Below are 12,652 nucleotides of genomic sequence, written 5' to 3'. Positions count from 1 at the left end.
ACGATGTGGTTCATGATCGGGAAGCGGGCTGGCGCGCTGCTGGAGGTGATGTACCCGATCGAGCGCCGCACCCTCGCCCGTGCCTGGGAAGGTCTGACCGACGACGAGTTCTTCTGGGAGCCCTTCACGACGACGTGGAGTATTCGCTGGCGAGGTCAGTGCTCGACAGCGAACCCGTTCGGAGCCGGGGAATGGGTGGCGGACTTCGAGATCCCTGAGCCGACCCCGGTCCCGATGACCACCATCGCCTGGCTGTACTGGCACATAGGGTCGTTGCCTGGCCGTCTGTGCGCCGTCGACTTCTTGGGCGGGACGCGCACCATGACCAGCGGCTGGACCTCCCCGTACCTGTCCCATCATCCGATCTTCACCAGTGCCGCCGAGGCCGTCGCCGCGTCGCGGGAGGACTGGTGGAGCCTCCGCGAGGYGATCGAGCGGGCCGATGACGACCAGCTCGACGTCACGACCGCCGGGTACACCTATGCCCCGGAGCCGCCAAGTGGCGGCTTGTGCGTCGCCGGCCCGCCGGGTCCCACGCACCCGGCCACCCACTTCGTCGCGGGCGCGCTCACCGAGATAGCTCATCACGGTGCTCAGATCGGCGCACTGCGCGATCTATACGCATGGCGACAGACCGACCACCGCTGACACGGTGGTACGTCCAGGGCGGATCTGCTGGGCCGCCGCCGGGTGCCTCTTACGGCGCAGCGAGGGCCGACAGCGGTGTCGGGGACGTACAGGAAGGCATGCATAAGGTGGCCCCTGCCTGGCGGCGGCGTCCGCCTGACAACCGGATCAGCTCGGAGTTGCTGGCCGACTTCGGCAGGTATCAGTTTCTCGATGAGCAGAGCGGCCTGCCGCCGAACGACATGTACGAGCTCCTGATGCCGCTCCACCAGCTCGTCTTCACCCAACGCGCCCGGGACCGCGCTCTGGTCGTGGCCGAGCTGCGCCGGCACGCCGCGCACGGGCCGTGGGAGAAAGTGGGCGCCTGGAAATACGTCCGCGACATGCTCGACGCCGCGCCCGACACCCAGGACCTGATCGACAACGGGCTGCTGGCTGTCCGCGACATGCGGGTGACGAACCTCGCGTGGCACCTCTCGTCAAGGGACACGGACAGGTATCGGGAAATTACCGGGGGGCCCGTCCCCCACGACGGTTTCTTCGGTCCGCCCGCCTTCGACTCGGCCCATGGCCCCTCGCGGCAGTACTACTTCGACGATGCCGTCAGCCGGGCGGCGGCGCGGCGGCCTGTGCGGGTGCCCTCGGCACCGGGTGTCGAGCCCGGTCCGGTGGACGACGCGGCGCGTGCCATGTGGGACTTCGGCCTGTTCGTCCATCGCGGCCCGCTTGTCGTCTCACGGGAGATCTCGTTCGAGCCGAACGTCCTGCGGCCCGCCATCGCCGCCGCGTCCAACGTTGACCACGACCGTTTCGCGGAGCTCCTCGCCGCGAAGGTGACCGAGCCAGGAGGGCATGGCCACAACGTCTGGCCCACCCTCGGCGCGGCCCGTTTCATGGAGGAGTACCTCGCCCCGGGGACGGTGCGCACGGCGGCCTTCGCCCGGATGCTCGACGAGGGCCTGAGGCTCGCGCTGCCCGAGCTCGACGTGTCGTTCCCCGCCGAGGTCCTGACGCGGCGCGCGGCCGATCGCCTGTGCCAGCTGCGAGGGACGGGCACGTGAGCGAGGCCGGCGCCGAGGGCGGGCCGGCATCGCGGCTGTACGCGTCGGTGGCTCGGCTGCGGGCCTCCTGCGCCGCCGATGTGGGGGAGCGGGAACGGCTGTTGGACGAGCGCGCGGCCGTCGCGGCGACGGCCGCGCGGGATGCTCGGGAAACGGCGGGCCAGGACATCGCGGCCGCCGGCGGACTGGCAGAGCCGACCTCGCTGGGCGGCCAGCTGCGCGGCGTGCTCGCCGCCCTGCCCGGTGTCGAGGTCCGGCACCCCGACGCAGGCGGCCAACCAGCGACGCTGACGCGGACACTCGACGAGTGGCGGGAGCTCGCGCCGGCGGCGAGCGACCAGGTCGCCGCCATCGTCGCGGCGCATCGCGCCTGGAGTGCTACGTGGATCCGGCGGTCCAGCTCGATGCCCCGCGTCGGCGACGACCTGTGGCGCGACCTCGAGCGCCTGGACGTGCTGCACCAGTCCGTGCGCCCGCTGCTGGCCGCCGCGGTCGCGGCCGCCGTGCGGGCGGCCCAGGCTGCCGTCGACACCCAGATCGAGGCCACCGTCGCCCGCCAGACAGCGGCGCGGGCCGCGCAGGCCGCCGCCCTGCGCGGTGCCGCCGACCGGCTCGTGGCCGCCGCCGGTCTCGCCGCGACGCCGTGGGAGGACCGGCGCTGGGACGCGCCCCTGCCTCCTGCGCTGCCCGAACGGCTGATCCGCCTCGGTGAGCTGGAAACCGGGCTGCCCGAGGCGCTGGAGCTCGATCTCGTCCCGGCTTTTCTCGATTTCCCGCTGGACGCGGGCCTCGCGGTCGGGTCCGACGCGGCCGGCCGGGACGGCGCCATCCGGCTGCTGCGGGCACTCGCGCTCCGGCTCATCGCGGCCGTCCCGGCCGGGATGATGATCGTCGACGCGGTCGCGTCGGTGTCGTCCGGACAGCCCGCCCATGCCGGCGAGAACGACCGGTCGCCGCTCGGCGCACGGTCCTGGAGGACGGGAAATGACGTCGACAGCGTCCTGGCCGACCTCCGCGAGCAGGTTGAAATCCGTACCTCGCGGTACCTGCGCGGCCGATTCGCGACCATCGACGAGTACAACGCATCCGCGGGCGGTCTCGCGGAGCCGTTCCAGGTCCTTCTCGTGTTCGACTATCCCGGCGGTTTCTCCGCCCGGGCCCGCGCCCAGCTGCTGCATCTCGCGCGCAGCGGGCCGCCGTGTGGCATCTACCCCCTGGTCCAGTTCGACACGGACGCGCTCCAGGACGGCCTGTTCCCGGCCACCCGCGAGCCGCCGCGGGCTCGGGAGGTGGACTGGAAGGACGGCCCAGTCGACCCCGTGCTGCGTGCGCTGCGCCAGGTCACGACGCGGCGGCTACCCCCCGACGGGACTGGCCTCCGAGCGGCGGCCTGGGACATCCACGACCCGGCCATCGGCGAGGCGGCCCGCGGCCTTTCCCCGGACGACCCGCCGCCGATCACCTTCAGCGCGACGGGCGAGCCGCGGACGGGCGCCGCGGCGCTGCTGGCGCGTGTCGGTGCCGCCGTGCGCGAGCCGCCTGCCCATCCACCCGCCGTGACGCTGGACGGCCTCTTGGCCGCGGCGGACCGCGGCGGCGAGGCGACCTCCGAGGGCATCTGCGACCTCGGCGCGGACGCCGGCATGCTCACCGTGCGGCCGGAGACCTGGTGGCGTGGCTCGACAGAGCGCCACGCCGTCCCGCTCCTCGGCCGCGGCGGCACCCGCGACGTGGCGCGCCTGGTTCTGGCATCCGGGCCGGACTCCGGCGGGGGACTCGTTGTCGGCGCCGCGCGCACCGGGAAGACGAACACGCTGCACGCCGTCATCCTCACGCTCGCGTTGCGGTACCCACCGACTGAGCTGAGGCTGCGCCTCGTCGGCGACGAGTTCGCCGGCTACGAGAAACTGCCGCATGCCTGCGTGACCCGGATGCACGGCGACCGAGAGCCCGCGCTCGCCGTGCTGCGTGGCGCGGAGGCCGAGGCACGGCGCCGAGCGGACCTGATGACGAGCTTCCTGGTCGAACTGCCGGACATCGCTGAGTACCGCAGGGTCCTGAACGAGCGGCTGGCGCGCGTCATCGTGGTCCTCGACGAGGCGCACAAGCTGCTCGGCTCCGCGGACGAGCTTGGCCGCGCGCTCACGCGGTCGGTCGCCGAGATCGCGCGCCGGGGACCGTCCACCGGTATCCACCTGGTCGCGGCGGCACGGACGGTGTCGGGCCTCCCGGCCGCGAGTCGCGTCGCCCTGCTGACGCTGCCCCAGCGGGTGGCGTTCCGGTGCGACGGGGACGACGCCGACCTGGTTCTCGGAGCCGGCAACAAGGCCGCCGGTCAGCTGACCGGCGCCGGCAACGGCGTCTTCAACGCGGCGCGAGGGGAGGAATCGAGAAACCAGCCCTTCCGGGGCCTGTTCCTGCCGGCCGACCGGCGCGAGTCGATCGTCGAACGGCTCGGTGAGCACGTGGCGCAGGGACCCGGCGACCAGTGGCAGAACGTCACCGCAGGCCTTCCGATGGCGCCGCCTGCTTCATAGTCCTGAGAAAGTACGAATGAACGGGGGGCGGGATCGTATGGGCTGGTTTTCCGGTGGCCGCCAGCGGCTACCGAGGACGACCTACGGCTACCAGCCGCCGCCGGACGCCACCGCGCACGGCTGGGAATGCAACAACCCGGGCTGCGGGACGGGCAACTCGCCCGCGCCGGCACGCTGGCCAGCCACCTGCCCGACGTGCGGTGGGCCGGTCGACCCTGATTTTGATGAGCCATGGCACGAAGAGGCCCGCGGTTTTCGGCTCCAGATGCTGATCGACCGTGAAGGCRACGAGTATGGCGTGTTCGGCGGTCACCTCCGTGAGTGGACCTACGGCCGAGCGCTGGCCCGTGGCGACCTACGGGAGGCGGAGCGCGTTCGGATCGAGACCGAGCAGCGGCTCGCGACGCAGCCGAGGTCCTACAACGACGTCAGCATCCGCGCGGCCATGATTCGGCACGCCGTCGATCACGGCCTGACCGACTCGGCGGCCCGGCAGCTGGCCAGCTGGCTCCGGCGGGTCGACGCCGACAACTTCGACATCACCCACCTGGGGGAAAACAGCACCGAGGGCAGCACGACGCGCGGTACCGCCTTCAGCCTTGTCCGGCTGGCGCTGGACTTCCTGGAGACATCTGCCGGCCAGGCCCACGCCCTGGCACCCGCGATCAACGCGTCGGCCCGCCACCTGACGGACGCGACCCAGCATGAGATGACCGCGCAGGACCGCGACCGGGCACGGGCGCTACTGAGCTCCCTCAAGATCGGCTGACGCGACGGCGCAGGAAGGGCGTGCGCATGGTGGCTCTCGTCCGGCGACGGCGTTCGCCTGACAACAGGCTCAGCTCGGAGCTGGTGGCCGACTACGGCCGGTGGAAGTTCCTTGACGAGCAAAGCGGGTTGACGGCCAGTGGCATCTACGCGCGGTTGGTGCCGGCCGAGGAGATCGCTTTCGTGGGGCGCCCGGAGAACCGCCCGGGAATCATTGCCGAGTTGCGCCGGCACGCCACCCGCGGACCGTGGGAGAAGGTGGGCGCGTGGCAGTACGCCCGCGAGTTCCTGGACGCCGCGGACGACACCCAGGACCTGATCGACGGTGGGCTACTGGCGGCCCGGGACATGCGTGTGACGAACCTGAGGATCCACCTCTCCATCGTCGACACGGCGCGATACAAGGAGCTGACCGGCGGCCCCGTCCCGGACGACGGGTTCTTCGGCCCGCCCGTGTTCGACTCGCCCCACGGCCCGACGCGCCAGTTCTACTTCGACGAGGCCGTCGCCACGGCGGCGGCGCGCCGGCCCTCCCGGGTGCCGGCGGCCCCCGGCGTGGAGCCGGGCCCCGTCGACGACGCCGTCCGTGCGCTGTGGGACTTCGGGCAGCTCGTGCATCGGGGCCCGGTCCTCTCCGCCCGTCACCCCGCGTTCGAGTCGACGGTCGTGGGGCCCGCCGTCGCCGCCGCCCGGGACGTCGACCACCAGCGGTTCGCGGACCTCGTCCTCGCGAAGATCACCACCCCGGGTGCTCTGTCGTACAACGTGTGGTCCGCGCTCGGCGCCGCCCGGTTCATCGAGGAGTATCTCGACCCGACCGTGGTGCACGGCACGGCGTACTCGACGTTGCTCGGCGCGGGACTGGCCTGCGCGCTGCACGCGGGTGACCTGGACCGGACCTTCCCCGCCGAGATCCTGACACCGCGTGCGGCCGCGCGACTCCGCGAGCTGCGCGGCCGTTGAGAAGGGAGTGTCGCGGGCATGGGCAGGTTCCTGGGGCGCCAGCGGCTGCCGAGGACGACCTACGGCTACCAGCCGCCGCCGGAGGCCACCGCGAGCGGCTGGGTCTGCAACAACCCCGATCACGGGACCGGCGGGTCACCCGCCCCGGCGAGCTGGCCGGCCACCTGCCCGGGGTGCGGCGGCCCCCTCGACCCGGACTTCGACGAGCCGTGGCGGGAGGAGGCACGCGGACCGGAGCTGCAGTGGCTCATCGACCGCGAAGGCGGCGACGACACGGTGTACGGCAGCTTTCTCCGCGTGTGGAGATATGGCCGGGCGCTGGACCGTGGCGACGCCCCGGAGGCGGACCGGATCCGGATCGAGACCGACCAGTGGCTCTCGGCCCGGTCCCGGAACCACCCGTATCTCGACGACGCCGGCACCCGCTCGTACTTCATCCGCCATGCCCTCGACCGCGGCCGGACCGACGCGGCAGCCCGGCAGCTGGCCGCCTGGTTCCTGCGGGTGAACGTCTACCACTACGACACCTCTCACCTGGGCGACGCCGGCAGCCCAGGTGGCACCGTGCGTGGCACGGCGTACAGCCTCATCGACCTGTCGGTCAGGCTGCTGGAGACGCCCGCCGGCCGGGCTCACGCCCTGGCGCCCGCGATCTACGAGGCGGCCCGTCACCTCACGGACGCGACCCAGCACGAGATGACGGCCGAGATGCGGCGCCGCGCCTACACGGAACTTCGGKCTCCCGACGCCGGTTGACCACGGGGGTCAGGGCCGCCCGTGTTCTGCCACCCACCAGCGGGGCCTCGTCCGGGACGTGGCGGCRCCGGCGTCAGGCGCCCAGGTGGACGAGACCCGCCCAGCCGCCGGGGTCGTCGGAGGCCCCGGTCTCGGCGGCGAGCAGCTCGTCTGGCATGGAGGCCAGTGGAGGCCGATCGGGAGTGAGCGACCACAGCTGAGCCTGGTGCAGCGCCTCGGCTGGGGAGCACCCCTCGGCCAGGTAGTGATGGACGGCGAACACGATCCGCGAGGTGAGCTCGTCGGGCACGTCCCACATCGATCCGAAGACCGTCCGGGCGCCGGCGGCCAGGAACGCCGTCGCCAGGCTGAACGCCTCGTCGTAGTCGGTCCCGGTCACGTTCGTGGAGCAGGCGGCGAGGCAGACGCGGGCCACCGGGGTGGTGGTGGCCTGCTCGGCGAGCAGCTCGCGCRCCGTCAGCCGTTCCCCGTCCGCCAGGATCAGGTACGACGACGACGGATCCGACGGCTGCGCGACCGCGTGACAGGCCAGGTGCAGCACGCCGCGCCGGGCGTCGCGGCGGCGCAGCCAGGCGAGAACCTCCGCCGCCGTGCCGCGGCCGGCGGGCCGACGCCGCGGGTCGGAGGCCGGCGGGCGCCCGAGGAGCGTCGCGTCCGGGTAGAAGGCGTCGCGCAGCGCCCAGGCCTCCTCGGCGGCCGCCATCGGGCGGCCGCCGCCCGGCGGGTCGCCGACGATCATCACCTCGGCGTCGCCGTCGGCGGGTGCGTTGGTGGCGGTCCGGCACAGCAGCCGGGCGGACGGGATATAGGACACGATCGCGCGCTGGGTGAGCCGCGTTGTGGGTCCGTCGGCGGGGCGGCCGTCTTCGCCCGCCGCACCGACCAGGGCGGCGTGCCAGGGCACCAACGCGAGCGCCCCGACCGAGGTGATCGTGATCCGGGGCCGGTCCGGGTCGACGGCCCAGCCGGCCACACGGGTGCGCACCGCCTGCGCCACGCCGCCGGACCTGGCGGTCAGCACGGCGAGCGCGTCCTGCCAGCGGCGACGTGCCGCGCGCTTGACCGCCTTGGGGACGGACGGGTGCGCCGCGCTGTCCGAGGCCGGCCTGGCAACGGTCACTCGCTGCCAGGCGGCGTATGCCTCGGCATATGTGCCCACCGCCGAACCCCGAGTGACGACGAGCCCGGGCCAGTTCAGGCAGACGACCGGCTCCCGCTCGACCCTCGGGATGATCACAATCCGTCCCGGTCCGGGACCGGCCGGTCCGTCGAGGCCGGGTACCAGGTAGACCAGCGCGTCGGAGCCGTGTGCCCGCAGGGCCTCCCGGATCTCTTGGACGTCGGGCGGCGTCAGCAGATCGCCCGAGTCCGCCGGGCCGCCCCGGCCGGCCGGGCCGACGCGCCGGCGCCGGCGCTCGGGCTCGTCCGACTCCGCCGGCATGACCAGCGCCTCGAGGACCCTGCGGCGCAGCCGTGACCGCGCGACCTGGTCACCCAGCGCGGCCATCGCCTCCCGTAAGACCACCGCGTCGCCGGGCGGCGGATCGGTGCCCGCCCCGGTGGCGTCCGGGCCGGCGGCCAACCATTCCGCCGCCAGGTCGTCGTGGCCGCGGGCAGCCAGCTGCTCGGCCGCCGACCGGGTCGTGACGGCCGCGTGCAGCACCAGCCCTCGGCCGGCCTCCAACGCGGTCACCAGGTCCGCCGCCGCCCGTGGGTCGCCGGTCGCGTCGTCCTCGGCGCACCATTCAGCGACGAGCCGTGCGTCGTCCGCCGCGGCGCGGGCCGCCGCGAGCGCGTTGTCGGTCGCGGACTGCAGCAGCACCTTCCAGGCGTGGCCGCTCAGCGCCCACAAGCCCAGCGTTCGCGCCGCCGCCCGGTCGCCCGGTGACGCCCGCAGCCGCCGCGCCTGCGCGCCGCGCATCGCGAGCGGCGCCCACCACGGGTCGTCGGCTCCGCTGAGGAGGTCCATCGCCTCCTGCGCCGCGAGCGCGGCCTTGCCGGCCGCGGCCCGGTCGCCGAGCAGCCGCGCGGTCTTGAGCCAGCCGAGCGACAGGAGGTCGGCGACCGTCGACTGGTGGGCCGGCTGTGCCGGCTGCCGGGCCAGCCGCCGCTCCACCTCGACGAGCGCGGCGGGCAGCTCCCGCGCGTCTCCGCGGCTCGCCGCGGGACCGGAGATCCTGGCCACCACCGCCAGCAGGTCGGCGAGCACATCCGGCGCGCCCGCCGGGGATGGCTTGGCCCGCGGGCGCGGCGGCTCACGTCGCGACGGCGCGGCGCGGCCGAGGAGGTCGGTGAAGACCATGGTGTTCAGCGTGGCTATCGGGTCGAACAAGGCTGGTGGAGCCATGCCGCGTTCGTCGTCGTCCGTGACCGCGAGATCGTGTTCCGCCCTCGACGATCCGGTCGGGTCGACGAAGGACGTGCCGTCGCGGATCGTGCGCAGCGCCCGGTCCGCGGCCAGCGCCGAGGCCTCGTCGCCCACCTGCTCGAACAGGCGCCGGGCCGTCGCGATCTGGGCGAGGTCACCGGCGTGCGTGCCCGCGTGCATGGTCGTCAGCGCGAACAGGTGGCCGGCCTGGTCCGCGAGTGGCCCGGGCGGCAACAGCTGGTACGCCTGCGCCGCGTGGCTCTGGCCGAACTCGGCTGACGGCGACGGGCCGGTGACGTACATCGTGCGGAACAGCTCCGTGAGGGCCCGCTGGTAGGCGACCGAGCCTGCCCACGAGTCGGGCGCGTCCGGGAACATCGCGGCGTCGACGAGCAGCGCGTCGAGCCAGCCGATGTCCAGGGGCTGGTCGGGCTCCTCGGCCCACAGCCGCAACGCGAGGAGGTTCGTTCCCCGGGACAGCCAGGCTCGGGCCTCGGCATCCACGCCGGTGCGGCCCAGCACCTGCCGGGCCGCGCCGACGAAGAGGCGCAGGTCGGCGACCAGCTCGGGGCCGAGCCTCTCGGCGGCGTCCAGCCGGGCGGCCTCGTGGTGGAGCAGACGCAGCATCGCCTCCGGCCCGACGCCGGATCCACCTCGGCCCAGCCGCAGTGCCTGGCGGTAGCCGTGCGCGGCGGATGCCAGCCGGTCGTCCCCGCCGCCATGGTCGGCCCAGGACGTGTAGACGTCGCCCAGCCGCTTCCAGGTCTCCGCCGGTTCCTCGACGCCCTCGTCCAACGCCGCGTGCAGGCAGCGCACAGCCTCGCCATAGTCGGCGCTGGAGCCGGTGCCCGCGGCGCGGTCGGCGACGCACCCGCCGTAGTTCGCCATGCCCCTGGGAGTCGTCTCGCCCGCGGCCACCATCGGGCCCAGCAGCCGCAGGAACGACTCCCGAGTGGCCGGATCCCGGTCGGCGTCGTAGCAGTAGTGCAGCAGGTCGGCGTAGGCCAGCCGGCCGGGTAGCAGCAGAGTGCCGGCCGTGAGCAGCCGCTCGAACAGGTCGACCGCGGCATCTCGATCCGCCGGATCGGCGCCGTGGACGTAGGCCTTCGCGTGCAGCCTGGCCTGGGAGGTGTCAAGGCCGGCGAACTTCTCGGGCTCGGCGTCGGGATTGGCGTCCAGCAGCGCGCGCGCCCGTCTCACCGCCCGCAGACCGGCCGCGAAGCGCTTCGCGGAGCGGCACGCGTCGACGTGGCGCACGAGGCCCGACAGCAGCGCCGGGGTGCTGTCGTCGAGCCACGGAAGAGCGGACTCGACCAGATCGAGCGCCGCGTCCACCTCCCCGTCGGGCTCCCCGTCGGCGAGCTGAACGGACCGGTCGTGGTCGTCGCCGGCTGCGTGCAACACGGCGAGGCCGCGGTAGAAGTCGAGCGCCTTCGCCGCCAGGGGCGCACCGCCGAGGACCGTCCCGGCCTTCCCGGTCAGGTTGGCGAGCTCTTCGAGAAGGATGTCGAGGTCGATGCTCGTGCGGCGGGATGAGGTTGCGTCGTGGTCTCGCTCGTGACGGATCCAGAGCAGCCCGCCCAGAAGGGTCAGCATTCTGTCCGGATCCACCGCCGGGTGCGGCGCGAGCAGTGCTCGGCGGGTCCAAGTCACCGCGTCGTCCAGGCTGGCCGGGTCGAGCTCCGCGCGCCGGCTGGTGAGCTGCCCGACCGTCGCCGCCCACAGGACGACGTCGGGATGCGACGGTGCCTGGGTGTAGGCCTCGGCCAGGAGATGGATGACCGTGCGTGCGGCGTCCGGGTCACCTGCTTCAGCCTTGTCCAACAGGCAGAAGGCCTCCGACACGGAGGACGCGACGTCAGGCCCGGTCTGGTCCACGTGTTCCCCCCACCGCCACGATGCCGGTGCCCAGGAGCCTAAAGCGCACCGCACCGCCGCCTGGCTCCAGGCCGAGCCCCTTGGCAAGCATGGCGCGGGAGCCCGGGAAGGTGGCCAGAGGTTACCGAACAAGGGAAGCCGATCGTGTGGGCAGGGGCGGGGTCGAACCGCCGACCTTCCGCTTTTCAGGCCGAACCGACCGTGATGTCAGTGTCCGTGGACGTGTGTTGGCATGTGTGGAAGGCCGTCGACGTGCGTGGTCGGTTGCCGCTGTTGCTACACCCGTTGCTACACCTCCTCTCGATCGTCGCGGCGCCCCAGACCATCCCTGGTCTGTGCACGTCAGGTGGATCGCGTCGCCGCGGTCGGTCTGCGGTGGTACCCGGTGAACCCGGCCGGCGAAACCTCGACCACCGTCCGAGCGCGCGGATCTCTGGGCACTGCGGGTCGGGCCAAGACCGGGCATCTGGTTACGGCGATGATCGGGATCGTTGTCGGGTTGACGTTTGCGTTCGGGTTCGGGAACTCGTGGGCGCTGGGTCTGCGGCTGGGTGTGCCGGTGTTCGTGGCGCCGTTGGTGGCGCCGGCGGTCGACCTGTCCGTTGTCGGGCTGCTGCTCGGAACGCGGCACCTGGCGGTGCACGGCGGTCCTGTGGAGGTGGCGCGATCAGCGCGGCGTCTTCTGCTGTTCGCCAGTGTGGTCACGCTCGCTCTGAACGTCGCGGAGCCGGTGATCGCCGGCGAGTACGGCAAGGCCGCGTTCGACGCCGTCGGCCCGCTGCTGCTGATCGGCTGGGGCGAGGTCGGTCCCGGGCTGATCGAGGCCATGCACGCCGCAGACCAGCAGGCCACGGCAACGGACAGGCTGGCCGAACCGGAGCGGCTCCCGGTAGGCGGGTCCGCGGCGCCCGCGCCGGTACGCCGGCGCCTCGGCATAGAGGCGACCGCGCCCCAAGGGCGCGATAAGGCGGCGCGCGAGCAGGACCTGATCCACCGGGCCCGCGCCGAAAACGTGCTGCACTGGCAGCACCATCACCGACCGATCTCCGCAGAAACGCTACGTAAACGCATGCGAGTCGGCTCGCCCACTGCTAGGCGGCTCGTCGCACAGCTACGCAGCGACATGGACATCCACTCTGGGGAAGGCTTGGCGGCGACCGACAGCAAGGCTCAACCAGACGGCTGATGGAGCCAGAGGCGCCATCGGCCGGCGGACCGGCGATTCGAGTCGATCAAGAACGGGCTCTCTCCTTAGAGCCTGTCCTGAATCTTGGTCGGTTATCGGTCGGTGGTCGGTCTGGGCGTCCAGCGCTGGACCGGGCCTCGGCGAGCGAGGCGGCGGGCCATGGTGCGGATCATCGCCCAGTGGATGAAGGTCGCGGAKCTGGCGGGCTGGCGTTCGTAGTCGCGGGCAAGGCGGCGATGGGCGGTGATCCAGGCCAGGGTGCGTTCCACGACCCAGCGTCGTGGGAGGGCTTGGAAGCCTTTCTGGCCGTCTTTCTTGCGGACGATCTCTACTGTGGTCTTCACGATCCGGGCGGCCCAGTCGACGAACTTTCCGGCGAAGCCGCCGTCGGCGAACAGGTGCCGGCAACTGGGCGTGGCGAAGTAGTGGTCGACCAGCAGCTGGCGGGCGCCGTCGCGGTCCTGGCGGCTGGCCGGCATGATGAGAACCCCGAGGAGCAGGCCGAGGG

Annotated in this window: 9 protein-coding genes; 7 read left to right on the top strand and 2 right to left on the bottom strand. The window is 72.9% G+C overall.

All coding sequences use genetic code 11. The features are described 5' to 3' along the window. Positions 1–12 precede the first annotated feature (12 nt). From BL253_RS29850 to BL253_RS29825, 6 genes are all read left to right on the top strand, one after another. Positions 13–648 carry a DinB family protein gene (locus BL253_RS29850; RefSeq protein WP_241835275.1) on the top strand — a complete coding sequence of 212 codons (636 nt, stop codon included), beginning with the start codon at positions 13–15 and terminating at the stop codon, positions 646–648. Positions 649–746: 98 nt separating this feature from the next. Continuing rightward, positions 747–1,688 (top strand): hypothetical protein, encoded by a 942-nt coding sequence (locus BL253_RS29845; protein ID WP_158230448.1) that lies wholly within the window; start codon positions 747–749, stop codon positions 1,686–1,688. Further along, entirely contained in the window at positions 1,685–4,225 is a 2,541-nt protein-coding gene (locus BL253_RS29840; protein WP_076820646.1) for an FtsK/SpoIIIE domain-containing protein, read from the top strand. Before BL253_RS29845 ends, BL253_RS29840 begins: the two co-directional genes overlap by 4 nt. A 37-nt stretch (positions 4,226–4,262) precedes the next feature. After that, a complete protein-coding gene (locus BL253_RS29835) occupies positions 4,263–4,994 on the top strand; it encodes a hypothetical protein (RefSeq protein WP_076820645.1) in 732 nt (243 codons plus the stop codon). 26 nt (positions 4,995–5,020) lie between these two features. Next, positions 5,021–5,956 (top strand): hypothetical protein, encoded by a 936-nt coding sequence (locus tag BL253_RS29830; protein WP_076820644.1) that lies wholly within the window; start codon positions 5,021–5,023, stop codon positions 5,954–5,956. An 18-nt stretch (positions 5,957–5,974) separates the two neighbouring features. Further along, positions 5,975–6,712 (top strand): hypothetical protein, encoded by a 738-nt coding sequence (locus BL253_RS29825; RefSeq protein ID WP_076820643.1) that lies wholly within the window; start codon positions 5,975–5,977, stop codon positions 6,710–6,712. A 73-nt stretch (positions 6,713–6,785) separates the two neighbouring features. Here BL253_RS29825 and BL253_RS29820 read toward each other — a convergent pair whose 3' ends face one another. Beyond that, positions 6,786–10,958, bottom strand: a complete 4,173-nt coding sequence (locus tag BL253_RS29820) for a CHAT domain-containing protein (protein ID WP_076820642.1) — start codon at positions 10,956–10,958, stop codon at positions 6,786–6,788. Between the two features lie 478 nt (positions 10,959–11,436). Here BL253_RS29820 and BL253_RS29815 point away from each other — a divergent pair, with 478 nt between their 5' ends. After that, the gene (locus tag BL253_RS29815; protein ID WP_241835276.1) at positions 11,437–12,144 is read left to right on the top strand and encodes a hypothetical protein; all 708 of its coding nucleotides are present in this window, start codon (positions 11,437–11,439) and stop codon (positions 12,142–12,144) included. A gap of 92 nt (positions 12,145–12,236) precedes the next feature. Here BL253_RS29815 and BL253_RS29810 read toward each other — a convergent pair. Further along, positions 12,237–12,652 (bottom strand): transposase (locus tag BL253_RS29810; RefSeq protein WP_158230447.1); only part of this gene is annotated, 416 nt, incomplete at its 5' end.

The sequence above is a fragment of the Pseudofrankia asymbiotica genome, from assembly GCF_001983105.1.
In the GTDB taxonomy this organism is placed as follows: Bacteria; Actinomycetota; Actinomycetes; order Frankiales; family Frankiaceae; genus Pseudofrankia; species Pseudofrankia asymbiotica.
Note: the sequence above shows the minus strand (reverse complement) of the source record. Positions and strands in the feature narration are given on the sequence as shown.

Bases quoted from the DNA above. Each gene is read 5' to 3' on its own strand.
- BL253_RS29845 (WP_158230448.1), top strand. From the start codon at position 747: ATGCATAAGGTGGCCCCTGCCTGGCGGCGGCGTCCGCCTGACAACCGG.
- BL253_RS29830 (WP_076820644.1), top strand. From the start codon at position 5,021: ATGGTGGCTCTCGTCCGGCGACGGCGTTCGCCTGACAACAGGCTCAGC.
- BL253_RS29815 (WP_241835276.1), top strand. From the start codon at position 11,437: ATGATCGGGATCGTTGTCGGGTTGACGTTTGCGTTCGGGTTCGGGAAC.